The organism is Galliscardovia ingluviei (assembly GCF_014635685.1).
Classification (GTDB): Bacteria; Actinomycetota; Actinomycetes; order Actinomycetales; family Bifidobacteriaceae; genus Galliscardovia; species Galliscardovia ingluviei.
Genome location: NZ_BMDH01000002.1, coordinates 458200 through 475532, shown reverse-complemented (window position 1 = coordinate 475532; position 17333 = coordinate 458200). Strand labels below are relative to the sequence as shown.

The window sequence follows — 17333 nt, the reverse complement described above, 5'->3', positions numbered from 1 at the left end:
ATTCGTAGAAAAATAACAGGGAGCAATAATGGCAAGCACAGCTGTAACACTATATCTTGATGAGCGTACTGTCACTTCTGCAAAGCAGTTTGCTCAGTATTCTGGTAAATCGTTGTCTGAAATTGTTGACTCGTATTTGCGTTCCATAGATGCTGATAGTCGGCAAATACAGAAACTTTCACCCACAGTTCGTAAGTTGATAGGTATTGGCAGAGGTAGTGCAGATAGTGCATTAGAATACAAGGAATATCTGAGGTCTCGGCAATGAAACTGATTGTTGATACCAATATTTTTCTTGACGTGATTTTGCAACGTGAGTATTTATGGTATGCATCCGCAAGAATATTAGACAGTGCTTGTACTGCTCAGCACCATGTATTGATGCCAGCACACTCTGCAGGGACAATTATCTATATTGTCCAGAAAAATAAGGATAGGGACACCGCTATAAGCGCATTACGATATTGCTTGAGTGTTGCCCATGTTGCATATATAGATGAATCTACTGTTCTTTCTGGACTCGAGCTTGATTTACATGATATTGAAGATTCGTTTGTTGCCGCAATCGCTTCACGGGAACATGCAGATTTTATTATTACAAGGAATACCAAGGATTTTAGATTCTCTCCAATTCCAGCGTTATCTCCAGAAGGATTTTTTGCATTAGTTGAATGATAAATGGCAAACGTTTACCCTTGATTTGGTGTAGAATTTGATGCTTCTATACCCTTGATTTCGTGTATTGCATGACCAAAAGGTAACCAAATTGCCGCTATATATGTGTGGTTTGCTGTAAATTACATACCAATTACAGCAAAGTGCATGTGTATATCGGCGGAGGATGTAGCGTGATCGAGAGTAATGCCGGGGCAGGCTACCAGAACAATGTGAAAACGTGGATTATTCTGGGGATTGTTGGCATAATATGCGGTGTCTTTTCAGGACTTTTTGGTATTGGCGGCGGCACAATAATCGTTCCTGCTCTGGTAGCACTCGGATTTTCACAGCGTCATGCTGTAGCAACTTCGCTGGCAGCCATCGTACCAACCTCTATTGGCGGCGTTGCCTCATATGCTGCAGGTGGTGATGTGGACTGGATTGCCGCAGCTTTACTGGCAAGCAGTATGATTATTGGCTCGCAACTAGGCAGTTGGCTGCTTTCCAAACTTTCTGAATTATTCTTGCGCTGGATGTATGCAGCATTTTTGGTATTTGTTGTGATTACGCAGATAATATTTACACCTTCGCGTGATCAGAGCATTCATCTATCAGCGCTCAGTGTGGTGGGAATACTTGCTCTTGGCATCGTTATTGGTATGCTTTCTGGGTTACTTGGCATTGGTGGCGGTGCCATTGCAGTACCTTCGTTGTCGTTATTCTTCGGCGCAAGTGATCTTATTGCGCGTGGTACGTCCTTGCTTGCTATGTTTCCGAGCGCGATTGCAGGAACTATTGCCAATTGGAAACGCTCTCTTGTGCATCTTGCTCAGGCGCTTACTATTGGTATCGTGGCGGCAGTTTGTACACCGCTAGGCAATATGCTTGCCAATGCAGTATCACCGAGAATGGGTGCTAATTTATTTGCACTGTATCTTGCTGTGTTACTTATTCGCTGTGTGTATACTGCACTGCAAATCACTCCATGCGCGAAACAATTCATGAGAAAAAAGTCGATAAAAGCGCATGATAAATAGGTAAGTCTGATTTGCAAAATTAAGTAAGGAAGAGGCTATTTGCTATGGGAATAGCGCTCCTTGCCCCACCATAGTGGCATAAGCTCTTTGAGTGTAATTGTTGTACGGCTTTCATAATCAACAAGAAACTCAGTGTCCTCATTACGCTCATCAAGTTCGAGTAAAAATTCCCGACAACCGCCGCAAGGCATACCGCTACCCTGACCGTAAGGAGCTTTATCGCGAAATGCAATAATGCGTTTTATTTGCGTCTGTCCGCTATTAACATACATATTTAGCGCTGCAACACGTTCTGCGCAGAGGTCCATTGTACTGCAACAGGCTTCAATACAAAACCCAGTAAAAATATCACCTTGTGCAGTTTCTAAAGCACATACCACGTGATGTGCGTAAATAAATGGCGTTACCTCTTGTGGATGGTAATGTTGTTGCGCTTGCGTATAGAGTTGCTGCCAGATATCAGCGCTTGTGTCTGATTGGTTGGTATTGTGTGGCTTTTGCTGATTGTTCGTTTGAGGTTGAGGCAGTGCTGGCATGTGAGCTCCATTGGTTGTAGTGGTGTAATGTATGACTGCTAATTGCTGACATAAGGTGAACGGTAGGTGGTCATTAGTGCGCGCTTATTGCAGCAAGTTTGCAGTGCACTAAGCTTGCAGTGTACTGAATTTGTAGCGTAGCAAATTTACAGCTTTCTCGTCAAATTACTTTCGCTATGCAAGCAACACACGCGAGCGCGACAAGTAAGCCGATGTTCTTTACGATATGAGCTATTAGTGCGTATATCGTATAGGCATTTGGATAGTTGAATACGTAGTTGTGCTTGCAGGAAGATTGTTTTGCACGTGCAGCTTCAGTAAATTATCTAATGCGTAGTAGATAGCGCACGAATCAGGAACAATGATTGATATGCGCAGTATGCAACGGAGCAATGTGGAGGAAGTATGGCAGTAGTTGAACAATATTCAGGTACAACAGCTGATAATAGACCAGTTACCGCTATTTATGCAGAACAACCTGAGGCGCAGCTAGGTTTTGCAATCGCGATTGTTGATCACCAGCTCCCACGCATTGTGCATTGGGGAAGACCTGTAGGCGAGCACGGTAACCGCCAGTGGTTGCTGAACCTAGTAGACGCGCAGCAACCTCAGCGTGTTTCTGGAGCTCTTGACTACACGCCTTGGCCGAGTGTGCTGCCTACGCAGTCTGAAAGCTGGACTGGTGCCGATCGTTTCGTAGTGCGCCGCGATGGTGTGGCGCTGTTTTGCAAGTTTGTAGTTACAGACCAGACAGCTGAAGTTATTGCGCGAGAGCACGGTAATGGCGAATATGCAGTTATTACCGTACAAGCAGTAGATAGCGACCAGCAGATTGCGCTTACATGGATATGCGAAGTACTTGAAGGAGGAGCTGTTCGTCAAAGTGCACAAGTGCATAATTTGGCGGATACTGCTCTTGATGTAGAAACTGTTGAACTAGGCTTTGCTGTACCACAGTACGCCACAGAAATTCTTACTACTACAGGACATCATTTACATGAGCGTTCCCCACAGCGTCAGCCTCTTACCGTTGGTAGATTTGAGAAAGTAGCCATGATGGGGCGTCCTGATTTTGATGCCACATTATTACTCACTCTCGGTCAGCCTGGTTTTGGTTTTGATCATGGTGAAGCCTATGCAGTCAGTCTCGGCTGGAGTGGTAATAGTAAACTTTCGGCAGAGCGCTCGCCTTATACTAATGGTGTTATTGGCGGCAGTGAAGTGCTGTTTGGCGGTGAAGTTTCCTTGCAACACGACGAATCCTATACTTCACCATGGTTGTATGGATCGTATGGCGATGGTCTGAATGAAATTGCTGCACGCTTCCATAGTGTTATTCGTTCGTGGCATGCCAATATTGCTGCAAAACCACGTCCTGTGATTTTGAATACATGGGAGGCGGTGTATTTTGATCACTCCTTCGAGACTTTGCGTGATTTAGCGGATAAAGCCGCGCAAGTTGGTGTCGAGCGTTTCGTTGTTGATGATGGCTGGTTTATGCATCGCCGTGATGATACTGCCGGACTTGGCGACTGGCAGGTTGATGAAGCAGTCTGGCCTGGAGGAGCTGATGGCGGAGAACGCAGTTTGAAAGCTCTTGCTGACTATGTGCATGGGCTCGGTATGGAATTTGGATTGTGGTTTGAGCCAGAAATGGTTAACCCCGATTCCGATACTGCTCGCGCACACCCAGACTGGATTTTGAAGCCGACCGCTAACCGACTGCCAATGCAAGGTCGTATGCAGCAAGTTCTTGATTTAACGAATCCTGAAGCATTTGCATACGTATATGCCTGCATGGATGAATTAATCGGTAAACTTGGCATTGATTACATTAAATGGGATCATAATAAGCTGGTTACCGAAGCAGTTTCTATGCATTCTGGTAAGCCTGCGGTTCATGCGCAAACGCTTGCCGTATATAAGATTTTCCACGATTTGAAAGCGGCTCATCAAGGGCTTGAAATTGAATCGTGCTCTTCTGGCGGTGGCCGCGTAGATCTTGGCATATTGCAGTATGCAGATCGTATTTGGGCTTCTGACTGCGTAGATCCGGTAGAGCGTGCCGATATTCAGCGCTACACATCTTTGCTTGTTCCTCCGGAAATGATCGGTGAACATGTGGGTGATTCTCCAGCGCATTCCACAAAGCGTGCAACTAGCCAAGAATTGCGTATGGCAATGGCTTTCTTTGGTCACCTTGGTGTGGAATGGAATTTGCTCAAGCAGCCACAAGAGTCTCTTGATACGCTTGCTCCTTGGATTAGTGCATTTAAGCAGTATCGCAAGGTTTTTGCAACAGGTACTACAGTGCATGGCGATGAGCAGGATGCCGCAGTGCGTCTTGATGGTGTAGTAGCTCGTGACCAATCGGTAGCACTGTATAGGTTTACGCAATTAACTACTTCGCAAACATATCCAGCTTCTCCTGTGCGCCTGCCAGGGCTTGATCCGCAAGCACAGTATCGTATCAAGCCGCTATCCACATGCCTTGATGTTGCTGACATTACTAATGCACAAAGTGTGTTGGGTTGGTGGACTAGCCAAGGTACTGAACTGTCAGCACAGGTGCTTGAATCGTATGGCGTGCGCATGCCAAGTCTGCACCCCGCTCAGGCAGTAGTGGTAGTGGCTGAGCGTGTATAACACACCATAACCATATAAAACGGTATAAAACCATATAAAACTGCGTAGTTGAAAAATAAGTAGTAAGTAGGAAGGACACTTATATGACTACAGAACAACGTAGTTCAATCCCAGACCGCATCCGAACTAATGGTGCCACACCTAACCCTTGGTGGTCTAACGCGGTAGTTTATCAGATTTACCCACGCAGCTTCCAAGACTCCAATGGTGATGGTTTTGGTGATTTGCAGGGTATTACTTCACGACTGGAATACCTCGCTGATTTAGGTGTTGATGTTATTTGGCTCAGCCCTGTCTATAAGTCTCCACAAGACGATAATGGCTATGATATTAGCGATTACCGCGATATTGATCCTATGTTCGGCACAATGGATGATATGGACGAGCTGCTTGCCCGTGCTCACGAACTTGGTATTAAAGTAGTGATGGATTTGGTAGTAAACCACACTTCTGACGAACACGCATGGTTTGCTGGATCAAAAGCCCGCGATGGCAAGCATGATGACTTCTACTGGTGGCGTCCAGCACGGCAGGGTTTTGAGCCGGGCACTCCAGGGGCTGAACCAAATCATTGGGGTTCAGTATTTGGTGGCTCTGCATGGCAGTACGATCCAGAGCGCAAAGAGTACTTCTTGCACATTTTCTCCAAGAAGCAACCAGATTTGAACTGGGAAAACCCTGCAGTACGCCGCGAAGTGTACGACATGATGAACTGGTGGCTTGACCGCGGTATTGACGGCTTTAGAATGGACGTGATTACGCTGATTTCTAAGCTCGTTGATGCTCAAGGCAAACTTCCTGGAGAAGAAGGCTCTGAACTTGATGAAGGTCCAATTGGCGCTGACGGATTCAGCGATGTATTTGGCCCTAGCGCTGATGGTCCTCGTCTCGATGAGTTCCTCAAGGAAATGCACCGCGAAGTATTTGACGGTCGCGAAGGCACTATCACTGTTGGTGAGGCTGCTGGTATTACTCCAGAGCGCGGTGCAGAAGTCACCGATGTGGCAAACCGTGAACTTGATATGCTCTTCGTATTCTCTCATGTCGAAGGACCAGGCGGTCCAACTGGCAAGTGGAGTAGCGAACGCTGGACAATCGCCGATCTGAAAAAAGCCATGAGCCATCAGCAGGAAGTCGTGGCGCAGAAGGGCTGGGCAAGTCTATTCTTCAACAATCATGATCAGCCGCGCTCAGTATCGCGCTGGGGTGATGATTCCAATGAGACTATGCGTCAGCTGAGTGCTAAAGCGTTGGCGCTAGTGATGCATATGCATCGTGGTACTCCATACGTGTACGAAGGTGAAGAGCTGGGCATGACCAATGCAGGCTTTGATTCGCTTGACCAGTACCGCGATTTGGAATCTGTTAACATGTATCACCAGCTTATTGACGCGGGATTGATGCCCCATGATTCCATGATGGCGGCGCTTAAAGCCGTCAGCCGCGATAATTCACGCACGCCAATGCAGTGGGATGACACTAAGTATGCTGGATTTACTGCACCATATGCGCCAACAGAGCCTTGGATCGCAGTTAATCCTAATAAGGACAGCATCAATGCTAAGCAGCAAGTGCGTGATCCAAATTCTGTATTTGCCTTCTACCGCAAGCTTATTGAGTTGCGCCATACTCATGCGGTTGTCGCTGCTGGGGACTGGCAGATTTTGGATGCTGATGACCCGAATGTGTATGCATTTGTGCGCTCGCTTACTGATGAAACTGTTGGCGGTGGCGTTGATGGTGCAGAAACTAAGAAGCTGATCGTGGTGGCTAACTTGTCTGGCGAAAAGGTTGCATTGCCAGCTGAAAGCAAGCAGGCGTTGGGCTTGGATATGGCTGGCGCAATTATCGGTGGCATTAGCGCAGATCGTATGTTGATTGATACTTACGAACCAGAGCATACTGCGGCCAATGTGCTGTTCGGCACGTTGGATCCTTGGGAAGCTTTTGTGTATGAAGCGTAGTGTCGTTTGACCATATCGAACCGGTTTAATATACTAGTGATAAACCGGTTCGATATCTACCTGCTTATCAGTCAAGGGGGTCTGATGAAAAACACAGTTCAAATGATTACCTACGCCGATCGCCTTGGCGACGGCACCCTACAGTCACTTACCGAAATCCTGCGCACTCGCTTTGATGGCGTGTATACAGGTGTGCATATTCTGCCATTCTTCACGCCTTTTGATGGTGCCGATGCAGGCTTCGATCCAATCGACCACACTACCGTCGATCCGCGGTTGGGCGATTGGAATGATGTAGCAGAGCTTAGCCAGAGCCACACCATTATGGTGGACGCTATTGTCAATCACATGAGCTGGCAGTCCAAGCAATTCCAAGATGTGCTTGCTAAGGGTGAAGAGTCTGAATATTACCCAATGTTCCTTACTATGAGCTCAGTATTCCCAGAGGGAGCCACAGAAGAAGAACTCGCTGGCATCTACCGTCCGCGCCCGGGTCTGCCATTTACCCACTACACGCTTGGTGGCAAAACACGCCTTGTGTGGACTACATTCACCCCACAGCAGGTGGATGTGGATACAGATTCCGATAAGGGCTGGGAATATCTCATGTCCATCTTTGACCAAATGGCAAAGAGCCACGTGAGCTATATTCGCCTTGATGCAGTAGGATACGGTGCAAAAGACAGTGAATCAAGCTGCTTCATGACACCAAAAACATTCCAGCTTATTGAACGTTTGCGCGAAGAAGGAGCCAAGCGGGGCTTGGAAATTCTTATTGAAGTGCATTCGTACTATAAGAAGCAAGTTGATATTGCATCTAAAGTAGACCGTGTTTACGATTTTGCATTGCCTCCATTGCTGCTGCATAGCATTTTTGCAGGTGATGTTAATGCGCTTGAACACTGGGTGCGTGTGCGTCCAACAAACGCAGTTACTGTACTTGATACGCACGATGGCATTGGTGTTATTGACATTGGCTCCGACCAGCTCGACCGCAGCATGAAGGGACTTATCTCTGATGAGGATGTCGATGCGCTCGTCAACACCATTCACGCCAATACACACGGTGAATCTCAAGCTGCAACAGGTGCTGCCGCCAGCAATTTGGATTTGTATCAGGTTAATTCCACGTATTATTCAGCACTTGGCTGCAATGACCAGCATTATTTAGCAACTCGCGCTGTGCAATTCTTCTTGCCAGGTGTGCCACAAGTCTACTATGTAGGCGCTTTGGCAGGTGCTAATGATATGGAATTATTGCACCGCACTAACGTGGGGCGTGATATTAACCGTCATTATTATTCCACTGCTGAAGTAGATGAGCAATTGCAGCGCCCGGTAGTACAGGCACTGAATGCGCTCTGCCGCTTGCGCAATAGTCTCGATGCGTTTGACGGTGAGTTTACGCACGAACTTGACGGCGACGCGCTTGTATTGCGCTGGAAGGGCGAACACACTTCGGCGCAGCTTACGTTCTATCCAGGACGTGGAGTAGGAGTGGATAACACAGCGTCAGTGGCTAGCTTGACATGGAGTGATGCTCAAGGTGAGCACACTACTGACGATTTGCTGCAAAACCCGCCTGTTGTAGCGTGACAATACTTCGCTTGTCCTGTATAGTTGATAGTAGCCCATACCGTTAAGCTGTAGGGGAACATACAGTAGTGAAAAGGGAAAGCTACTGGCTGATTTGTTTAGCGTCAGTTGCATTTGACGAAACTACTTTTAGTTACGTTGCATTTGGCTAGGCTACGCAGACGGCGTATGAGAGCATAAGACGTTATGGGAGGAGCGAAGTTAGGGGATCGCAAAGGCATCCGGTGAGAGAGAAGCCGGGTGCCTTTTCGTTTGCATATATGTCGAGATTTCCGTATATGCCTCTTTATTATGTATTAAGCTGATTGTTTAAGATTGATACTGCTGGGGACGGTAATTGTGGTTGGCATCCAATTATCTTCATCGGTTAATCGGTTAATAAGTAGTCGCACAGCCGTTTGCGCAACTTTTTCAATATGCGTATTCACGCTAGTTAACTCAGGGTAGCAGTATTCGCCCAACTGAGTACCGCCAAACCCAAGCACCGCAACATCCTGAGGAATGCGTAATTGTGCACGATGTAAGGCTTGCAAAGCACCGAGTGCAGTGTCATCGTTCAAGCACGCAAGCGCATCATATTGCATAATGGCGTTACCAAGCTCAGATACTGCATGTGCCACAGCATCGCGTGTTTGCTCGACAGTAATCACACTGCTAGCATCTGTTGGAATACCAAGCTCCTCCAAAGTATGTAAGGCGCTGAGTTTACGTTCATGCAGTAGTGCAGAAAAGCGCATGCTCTGAGCCTGTTCTTGTTCGTTCACTTGCCGGTGCTGTTCTGTGCTCTGTGTTTGCGGCTCTTGTGGTTTTTGCAAATCTGGAAAGTTCTGCTGGTTTTGATGTTCTTGCAGATCTGGCTGATCGATAATTAAAATTTTTCTTTTGCCACTAGAAACCAAATATTCAATGCCATTCTGCATACCTCTATCAGAGTCGGTCAGCACAGCATCGGCATCACGCCCTCCTGCCAAACGGTCAATGCACACGGTTGGGCGATGCAACACAAGCTGCTGTAATGTGGCGTCCGGCAATGTCGGATGGGCAATAATCATGCCATCAGCAACTTGATTTGCCAACTGTTCAAGCTCAAACTCAGCCTGTGCATCGACATATTGCACAAATACTTGGCGCTGCGCCTGAGTGCAAGCGTTCACGCAATGTTGCACAAATTCAGCAGTCCATATATCAGAGTTGGAAGGAGCAATAATGCTAACTGGTCCTTGTGTTTGCTCGTTTTGTGTTTTGAGGTTTCGTGCAGCCACACTTCTGGCGCCAATGCGATAGTGCATTGAACGCGCTACTTGGGTGATGCGAGCTGTCATTTCTTTGGAAACATTGGCTTTGCCTCGGAGTGCATTAGAAACAGTTACCTTTGATACGCCAACTTCTTTCGCAATGTCGTCAAGAGTAACCATAGTCTCCGCCCTGCGTAAATAATCCTAATAAGCCCAATAGTGTGTAGTTATCAGCAGTAGTAAGCAAGTTATGCAATAGTTATGCAGTTATACCGTGCAAACATCTGCGTTTGCAAACTGCATGTTGTGGCATCTAAAACTGCCGACATATGCGACTGCAAACAACGTTATACAGTGTAATGCGCATAAGTCTTTTTTCCAACATTGGCATTTTCGGCGATGGTATTGTGTAACACTGCATGTGAGATAAGAATAAACTCCTCACGTCAAACGTTTCACATAGTGGACGTGATAGGGGTGCTTAGGTAGTCTCCGTCCTATTGTGTTTCACGTGGGAAGCACCCACGAAGGCTTAGCCGAAAGGAGGTTCGCCATGAACGGAATGACGCAGTACACCAAGCAGGTTGCACGAATTATTATTCCGCTCTCGTTGGCGGACTAATTCGGCATACACCGAGCTCGCCAACAGGCAGGGCTCGAGTTGAATTTCAAGCCTTGCCAAGCGGTAAGGCTTTTTACATAGCTCCCCAAAAGGGATTCCAAAGTCACACTGCTAGAGAGTGCATTAGTCGCGAATAGGGCGCTCGCGCAGCTCGGATGTTTTGTGCTACAGATGGTTCGATACATCGGCAACACAAGAGACACCAATACTTGTAGCGCATATGTGCATGTGTGGAGTTTCGTTGTACTCGAGATGATGCTTCATTACATAACACATTGCACAACCCCTAAAACTCATAAAGCAACTAATGCATAAGTACAAATGCATAGCAATACGCATAGCAAAGCGCTCATAGTGAGCAAAACTATACGTAAATCTATGCGAAATACTGTAAGTGGCTTGTAATTGCAAATGCAAGCACGTTACAGGCGCACTCTACTTGAGGAGAGTAGGAATGACAGCAGTAGAAGAATCGGCATTCGGAAGCGTTTCCAATAGCGTGCAGCATGCTTCAACCATGGTTCGCGATTCAGTAAAAACCGTAATCGCGGCTTCGATGGTGGGCACGGCTATTGAATTCTATGACTTTTATGCCTACGGCACGGCAGCAGCAAACTATTTCCCACACGTATTCTTTTCGGATACTACGAACCCAACAGTTGCATTGCTGCTGAGCTTGGTGACCTTTGCTGTGGCCTTTATCGCACGCCCTGTCGGCTCACTGATTTTCGGTCATTTTGGCGACAGGCTTGGTCGCAAAACCACATTGGTAGTCAGCTTGCTCACCATGGGTGTTGCCACATTCCTTATCGGCTGCATTCCTGGATATAACCAGTGGGGCTTGGCAGCAGTTGCGTTGCTGTGTTTATGCCGTTTTGTGCAAGGTATTGGCTTGGGAGGCGAATGGTCTGGAGCTGCTCTGGTAGCTACCGAAAACGCCCCTGCCAATAAGCGCGCACTCTATGGTTCATTCCCTGAACTCGGCGCCCCTATCGGTTTCTTCCTCTCTAACGGCACATTCTTCTTACTTGAGGCGTTTAATGATGACGCCGCCATGCTCAGCTGGGGCTGGCGCGTACCATTCTTACTGAGCTCCGTGCTCGTAATTATCGGTCTTGTAGTTCGTGTGCATATGGAAGAAACTCCAATTTTCCGCATGGCTCAGGAGCGTGATGAAGTGGTTAAGGCACCACTGGTTGAGGTATTCCGCAAGAGCTGGCGTCAGGTTTTGCAAGCAACATTCCTTGTGGCTGTTACTTACACGCTGTTCTACACACTGGCAACATGGTCATTGGCATACGGCACTAAGAGCACTGAGCAGGGTGGCGGCGGATTAGGTTTCACCAATCAGGAGTACCTGCTGATGCTGATGGTTGCTATCTGTGTATTCGCACTTTTCATCGTTGTAGGCTGCTTGCTTGCAGATAAGTATGGTCGTCGCCGCGTGCTGACGTTCTCTTCTGTCGCACTGGTTGTGTTTGCATTCGCTTTCCCTTACTTGCTTATGGGCGAAGGCAAGCATGATGTGCTCGCTGTGATGACCTTCCTGTGCGTAGGCTTCATGCTGATGGGTATTGCTTTCGGTCCAATCGGCGCTGTACTTCCTGAGCTATTTGACGCGAATGTGCGCTACTCGGGTTCTGGCATTGGCTATAACTTGGCGGCAATTGTTGGTGCTGCATTTGTGCCAACTATCGCAACATGGCTTTCGTCGCACTGGGGTGTGCGCGCTGTCGGCCTGTATTTAGGCGTTATGGCTGTGTGCTGCCTGATTTCCGTACTGACTTGCCGAGAAACCAAGGATACTGATTTTACTAAGTAATGCTCAACGCTTACTCAGTAATGTATTTACTGGGTACCACTTTCTCAGTATTACAAAGTTTATTCCCTATTCAGTAAGTCCCTATATATAAACGTATAACTCAATATTGCATAACTGAACACAGAAGTGCCGGTAGTTAAGCCGGTTATGGAGAGTTGATTACTAGTGAATTACTAGTTAATTACAAAATGAATAATATTAAGGGGTGCCAAATGGCAGCAACATTGTGGTATGACGATGACGCAGATCTTTCAGTACTCGATGGAAAAACAGTTGCAATTTTGGGTTATGGTTCTCAGGGTCATGCGCATGCGCTGAATTTGCGTGATTCTGGTGTGGATGTAGTTGTTGGTTTGCGTCCAACTTCAAAGTCTGTTGAATTTGCCAAGGAGCAGGGCCTTACCGTAAAGCCAGTAGCCGAGGCAGTAGCAGATGCTGATATCGTAATGATCCTGCTTCCAGATCAGTACCAAGCTAAGGTATACAACGAAGAAGTAGCGCCAAATTTGAAGCCAGGTGCGGCTCTTGCGTTTGCTCATGGTTTTAATATTCATTATGGTTATATCAAGCCTGGTGAAGATCACCCTGTATTTATGGTGGCTCCTAAGGGTCCTGGTCATATTGTGCGTCGTGAGTATGCTGCTGGTCGCGGCGTACCTGTGGTGGTGGCAGTAGAGCAAGACCCTCGTGGTGATGCTTGGGCAACAACACTGGCATATGCTAAGGCTTTGGGTGCGCTTCGTGCGGGTGCTATTAAGACCACGTTCAAGGAAGAGACTGAGACTGATCTCTTCGGTGAACAGGACGTGCTGATGGGCGGTATCAATCACTTGTGCGAGGCTGGTTTTGATGTGCTGACCGAAGCAGGCTACCAGCCAGAAATCGCCTACTTTGAAGTATTCCATGAATTGAAGATGCTGGTTGATCTGGCAAACGAGGGTGGTTTGAACAAGGCTCGCTGGTCTTGCTCTGATACCGCACAGTATGGCGATTACACTTCAACAGTAATTACTGAAGAAACCAAGGAGCGCATGCGTTATCAGCTCAAGCGTATTCAGGATGGTTCTTTCGCTAAGGAATTTATGGATGATCAGGCAGCTGGTGCGCCAAAGTTCAAGAAGCTGCAGGAAGAGTACTCTCATCCTCATCTTGAGACTGTAGGTCCTAAGCTGCGTGCGATGTTCTCTTGGAATAATCAGGGTGTGGCTGATGCTGATGAAGCTAACTCCTTCACCGGCAAGATTGCTCGCGCTCAGGTACAGGAGTAATTGCAAGATTACGAGAGCGCAAGAGTGTAAAGAGCGCAAAGAGTGTAAAGAGCGCAAAGAGTGCGAGAGCGCTTTGTGCGTAGCTTATAAGTACTTTATCGGTAGAAGCAAGGTACTTTGCTAAGTGCAGTTAAAAGGCGTGACTTTGAGGTGTTATTCACTTCGGGTCACGCTTTTGTGCGTTTACAGTATTTACCTGTGCATTTATACTGCGCTTTGTTGTTCTGCGTTGTGTTTTGTGTGGTTCGGATTGTGTTTTATACGGTTTGCATTGTGTTTTGTGGGGTTTGCGTTGTGTTTTGTGGGGTTTGGAATATCTGATGTTTCAAAGTAGCGGTTTTTGTAGGACAAACGTACGCATTTGAATAGTTGATGTTCCAAACTAGCGACTTTTGTCAACTTGAAGCTTGCATTCTGTACTCTTTTGAATAGTTGCTGTTGCGGAGTAGCTGGATTGGTGTGGGGAAGTGTACATGTTGGAAGAGTTGCTATTGCAAACTAGCGGGTTTTGTTAACTTGGATCTCGTTTTTTGTATTCTTTTGAATACTTGCTATTGCAAACTAGCGACTTTTGTGGGGCAAGCGTATATGTTGGAAGAGTTGCTATTCCGTATTAGCCATTTTGCTGCTTAAAAGAGTAGATGCATAAATATTGTCCATAAGACACGAATGTCGTAATACTCCCTGTATTATTTTTCTATATTTGCAAGAGTAGTCGTCCACTATTATGCGTATTCACTCATTTCTACCAGCAAACCTGGCTCTTCATCAACAACACCCACTCTTGCCATTAGCTGAGCTTGCCACTCACACTTTGTAAACAATCACACTCGTATGCATGCCTTTTCATAAACGCTAGGTATATACTGATTCGGTGCTTCAGTACACTGCTTTTTGTACGCCAGCCTGCACTGCCTTTTTAATCAGTGGCTGTCTCTGCAGTGCATCCTGAAATGTGAAACGGAAAATATTGCTAATGCCGCATTTGCTGAGTAAATTCTCACGTTCTCGCTCATCTTGCACTATTGCAGAGATAGATTTCCCCTGAGTCATTGACGGATTAACGTATTTCTCTTCTCCATCCAGCTCGCCAGCAACAATTCGTCCAGACGCACTATACCATGCAAAATCAACTCGAAAAGACATGTTATATATTTTAAACGTCACTTGAATCGAAGGTACTTCCAGCCCTGCTTCAATAAAAGTTCCCCTGCAAAATGATTCTCCTCCATTCTCGCTTTTCGGATTCGCATACCGTAGAGCGTGGAGAGTCTGACTACAATCTCTGCGTAGCGTATTGCAATAATGTTGCAGGTCTGCAATGCTTATTCCTTGCCGAACCGCGCTGTCGATAATTGGTAGTGCTTCTCTTAGTGGCAGGTAGTTGCAACAGTCAACAATGGTGCGTTCGATTGGTGCTATTCTTAGTCCCTGAATAGTTTGGAACCTAGGATCTGCGCAATAGAAGCGTTGTATAGGTTTATTAAGCTTCTTTGTGGTGTTAGTTCGGCTGAGCACATTAATTGGAATGTTGTGGTGGCTACTATGCATGTGGTCTATTTGATAGAAATCAGCGGCGGTTAACCCTGTAAATATGCAGTCTTGATGTGTGCAGGCGTAAGTATTGGCAATGTATCGTATACGTTCAAAATGAGTAAGTATGTCCCAATGTTCTTGAGTAATGTAATAAGTTGGGAATGGCGATATAAGTAGTCCCTTTTTGCATAGATAGGCAAGCGCTCGTTGCTCGCCTTGTGTTCGTGCTTTCAGACACAGTGATTGTTGCTGGTAATCGATGACTTGGTTAAGTAAAGAATCTCGTAACATAGCTGAACTGTACAATTGTTGTGTTAAGTAGGTAAAGCTGTTTGGTAATTGTGGACAAGCATGGTGTTCGTTGTGTGGATAAGTATGGTATTTGCAGCTTCGTTTGAGTAATTGGGCTCTTATTCGTGATTTCTATAGTGTTTTGTTGTTTGACATTGTGTTTTGTTCTTGGATTCTGTGTGGTTCGAAACATCTGATATTTCGAAGTAGCGGTTTTTGTAGGACAAACGTACGCATTTGAAGAGTTGATGTTCTAAACTAGCGACTTTTGTCAACTTGAAGCTTGCATTCTGTACTCTTTTGAATAGTTGCTGTTGCGGAGTAGCTGGATTGGTGTGGGGAAGTATACATGTTGGAAGAGTTGCTATTGCAAACTAGCGACTTTGCTGTGTTTTGCTCTTGGATTCTGTACGGCTCGAAACATCTGATATTTCGAAGTAGCGGGTTTTGTAGGACAAACGTACGCATTTGAATATCTGATGTTTCGAAGTAGCCATTTGTAGAGAGCGGGGATTTTGCGAACAGGGGGGATCGTTATGAATAGCAGGTGTTTCAAAGTATGAGACAATCAGCAGGGTGTGTGCGTGCACAATATGCTGTAAAAGCGTGTAAAATAGCGAAAGTAATGTTCGACGATGAACAAAACTAAAAAGAACGCCCACGTTGTGGAACGACTGCGCGATTTTGCCGCAATATAGATAGGATAGACCCAAGTTTGAGCGACACAATCGCTAAGCCCCTCGAAATGGCAGCCTACGCATGTGGCAACGCCCGCAATGCCAACGGCTGCAAGATAGTGCTAGAAAGCGCTGAAAGAAAAGGAGTGCCGGCAATGGCTGCACAAATCTGGTATGAAAACGATGGTGATCTCTCTGTACTCGACGGCAAGAAGGTCGCAATTATTGGCTACGGTTCTCAGGGTCATGCCCATGCGTTGAATTTGCGTGATTCTGGTGTGGATGTAGTTGTTGGTTTGCGTCCAACTTCAAAGTCTGTTGAATTCGCTAAGGAACAGGGCTTGGAAGTTAAGTCTGTTGCTGATGCCACTGCCGAAGCAGATATCATCATGATTTTGGCACCAGATCAGTATCAGCGCACTATCTGGGCAAATGACATTGAGCCAAATATTAAGCCAGGTGCTGCTCTTGCGTTTGCTCATGGTTTTAATATTCATTATGGCTATATCAAGCCAAGCGAAGACCACCCTGTATTCATGGTGGCTCCTAAGGGTCCTGGTCATATTGTGCGTCGTGAGTATGCTGCTGGCCGTGGTGTCCCTGTGGTGGTGGCAGTAGAGCAAGACCCACGCGGTGACGGCTGGGATATTACTCTCGCTTATGCTAAGGCTTTGGGTGCGCTTCGTGCAGGTGCTATTAAGACCACGTTCAAGGAAGAGACTGAGACTGATCTCTTCGGCGAGCAGAACGTGCTGATGGGCGGCGTGAACAAGCTCGTAGAAATGGGCTTTGAAGTATTGACCGACGCTGGTTATCAGCCAGAAATCGCTTACTTCGAGGTTTGCCACGAGCTCAAGATGCTCGTTGACCTCATGAATGAGGGTGGTTTGAACAAGGCTCGCTGGTCTTGCTCTGATACCGCACAGTACGGCGACTATGTGAACACTGTTATCGATGAAAGCTGCCGCGAGCGCATGCAGTACCACTTGAAGCGCATTCAGGATGGTTCCTTCGCTAAGGAATTCATCGACGATCAGGATGCAGGTGCTCCACACTTCAAGGAACTGCAGGAGAAGTACTCCAACGAGCGCATCGAGACTGTAGGTCCTAAGCTGCGTGCGATGTTCTCTTGGAATAATCAGGGTGTGGCTGATGCTGATGAAGCTAATTCCTTCACCGGTAAGATTGCTCGCGCTCAGGTGCAGGAGTAATTGCAGATTAAACGCAATTGTTACGGTGTAGCTAGCAAATCGCACGGTTACTAGCAAAAGCATAAATCGTAATAAGTAAAGTAAATCGTAATAAATAATAAAGGCGTGACTTCGAGGTGTTATTTACTTCGAGTCGCGCCTTTTTGAATTTGGAAAAATTGCAAGTTCTTGAACCTTCGGATACACAAAAACACAAACTACGACTAAGGTAGTGTGAGTGTGTAATCGGTCGTGC

Annotated in this window: 12 protein-coding genes; 9 read left to right on the top strand and 3 right to left on the bottom strand. The window is 46.5% G+C overall.

Translation table 11 applies throughout. The features are described from left to right. Positions 1 to 28 precede the first annotated feature (28 nt). From IEU85_RS05990 to IEU85_RS05980, 3 genes are all read left to right on the top strand, one after another. A complete protein-coding gene (locus IEU85_RS05990; RefSeq protein WP_188355308.1) occupies positions 29 to 268 on the top strand; it encodes a DUF6364 family protein in 240 nt (79 codons plus the stop codon). Next, complete coding sequence (locus IEU85_RS05985) at positions 265 to 675, top strand: type II toxin-antitoxin system VapC family toxin (RefSeq protein WP_188355307.1); 411 nt, start codon at positions 265 to 267, stop codon at positions 673 to 675. Before IEU85_RS05990 ends, IEU85_RS05985 begins: the two co-directional genes overlap by 4 nt. Positions 676 to 848: 173 nt before the next feature. Further along, positions 849 to 1694, top strand: coding sequence for a sulfite exporter TauE/SafE family protein (locus IEU85_RS05980; protein WP_229714791.1), 846 nt, complete (start codon positions 849 to 851; stop codon positions 1692 to 1694). Between the two features lie 35 nt (positions 1695 to 1729). On the opposite strand, the gene IEU85_RS05975 is transcribed toward IEU85_RS05980, so the two are convergent. Continuing rightward, positions 1730 to 2230, bottom strand: a complete 501-nt coding sequence (locus IEU85_RS05975) for a cytidine deaminase family protein (protein ID WP_188355306.1) — start codon at positions 2228 to 2230, stop codon at positions 1730 to 1732. A 405-nt stretch (positions 2231 to 2635) separates the two neighbouring features. Between IEU85_RS05975 and IEU85_RS05970 the strand changes: the two genes are divergently transcribed. The 3 genes from IEU85_RS05970 (at position 2636) to gtfA (ending at position 8436) form a co-directional block, all read left to right on the top strand. Further along, on the top strand, positions 2636 to 4876 hold the full coding sequence (locus IEU85_RS05970) for an alpha-galactosidase (RefSeq protein ID WP_188355305.1): 2241 nt from the start codon (positions 2636 to 2638) through the stop codon (positions 4874 to 4876). Between the two features lie 83 nt (positions 4877 to 4959). Continuing rightward, positions 4960 to 6840, top strand: coding sequence for a glycoside hydrolase family 13 protein (locus IEU85_RS05965; protein WP_188355304.1), 1881 nt, complete (start codon positions 4960 to 4962; stop codon positions 6838 to 6840). Positions 6841 to 6924: 84 nt separating this feature from the next. Next, a complete protein-coding gene (gene gtfA, locus IEU85_RS05960; RefSeq protein ID WP_188355303.1) occupies positions 6925 to 8436 on the top strand; it encodes a sucrose phosphorylase in 1512 nt (503 codons plus the stop codon). A gap of 296 nt (positions 8437 to 8732) precedes the next feature. On the opposite strand, the gene IEU85_RS05955 is transcribed toward gtfA, so the two are convergent. Then, a complete protein-coding gene (locus IEU85_RS05955) occupies positions 8733 to 9851 on the bottom strand; it encodes a LacI family DNA-binding transcriptional regulator (protein ID WP_188355302.1) in 1119 nt (372 codons plus the stop codon). An 896-nt stretch (positions 9852 to 10747) separates the two neighbouring features. On the opposite strand from IEU85_RS05955, the gene IEU85_RS05950 reads away from it, so the two are divergent. Beyond that, positions 10748 to 12115 carry an MFS transporter gene (locus tag IEU85_RS05950; RefSeq protein WP_188355301.1) on the top strand — a complete coding sequence of 456 codons (1368 nt, stop codon included), beginning with the start codon at positions 10748 to 10750 and terminating at the stop codon, positions 12113 to 12115. A gap of 212 nt (positions 12116 to 12327) precedes the next feature. Next, complete coding sequence (gene ilvC, locus IEU85_RS05945; RefSeq protein ID WP_188355300.1) at positions 12328 to 13383, top strand: ketol-acid reductoisomerase; 1056 nt, start codon at positions 12328 to 12330, stop codon at positions 13381 to 13383. A gap of 879 nt (positions 13384 to 14262) precedes the next feature. Here ilvC (IEU85_RS05945) and IEU85_RS08720 read toward each other — a convergent pair. Continuing rightward, the gene (locus tag IEU85_RS08720; RefSeq protein ID WP_229714790.1) at positions 14263 to 14529 is read right to left on the bottom strand and encodes a hypothetical protein; all 267 of its coding nucleotides are present in this window, start codon (positions 14527 to 14529) and stop codon (positions 14263 to 14265) included. A 1513-nt stretch (positions 14530 to 16042) separates the two neighbouring features. Here IEU85_RS08720 and ilvC (IEU85_RS05935) point away from each other — a divergent pair. Beyond that, complete coding sequence (gene ilvC, locus IEU85_RS05935; RefSeq protein WP_188355298.1) at positions 16043 to 17098, top strand: ketol-acid reductoisomerase; 1056 nt, start codon at positions 16043 to 16045, stop codon at positions 17096 to 17098. Positions 17099 to 17333: the final 235 nt, after the last annotated feature.

Coding starts and splice junctions, on each gene's coding strand:
- IEU85_RS05950 (WP_188355301.1), top strand. CDS start 10,748: ATGACAGCAGTAGAAGAATCGGCATTCGGAAGCGTTTCCAATAGCGTG.
- IEU85_RS08720 (WP_229714790.1), bottom strand. CDS start 14,529: ATGTCTTTTCGAGTTGATTTTGCATGGTATAGTGCGTCTGGACGAATT.
- IEU85_RS05965 (WP_188355304.1), top strand. CDS start 4,960: ATGACTACAGAACAACGTAGTTCAATCCCAGACCGCATCCGAACTAAT.
- gtfA (WP_188355303.1), top strand. CDS start 6,925: ATGAAAAACACAGTTCAAATGATTACCTACGCCGATCGCCTTGGCGAC.
- ilvC (WP_188355300.1), top strand. CDS start 12,328: ATGGCAGCAACATTGTGGTATGACGATGACGCAGATCTTTCAGTACTC.
- IEU85_RS05955 (WP_188355302.1), bottom strand. CDS start 9,851: ATGGTTACTCTTGACGACATTGCGAAAGAAGTTGGCGTATCAAAGGTA.
- IEU85_RS05985 (WP_188355307.1), top strand. CDS start 265: ATGAAACTGATTGTTGATACCAATATTTTTCTTGACGTGATTTTGCAA.
- IEU85_RS05975 (WP_188355306.1), bottom strand. CDS start 2,230: ATGCCAGCACTGCCTCAACCTCAAACGAACAATCAGCAAAAGCCACAC.
- ilvC (WP_188355298.1), top strand. CDS start 16,043: ATGGCTGCACAAATCTGGTATGAAAACGATGGTGATCTCTCTGTACTC.
- IEU85_RS05970 (WP_188355305.1), top strand. CDS start 2,636: ATGGCAGTAGTTGAACAATATTCAGGTACAACAGCTGATAATAGACCA.
- IEU85_RS05990 (WP_188355308.1), top strand. CDS start 29: ATGGCAAGCACAGCTGTAACACTATATCTTGATGAGCGTACTGTCACT.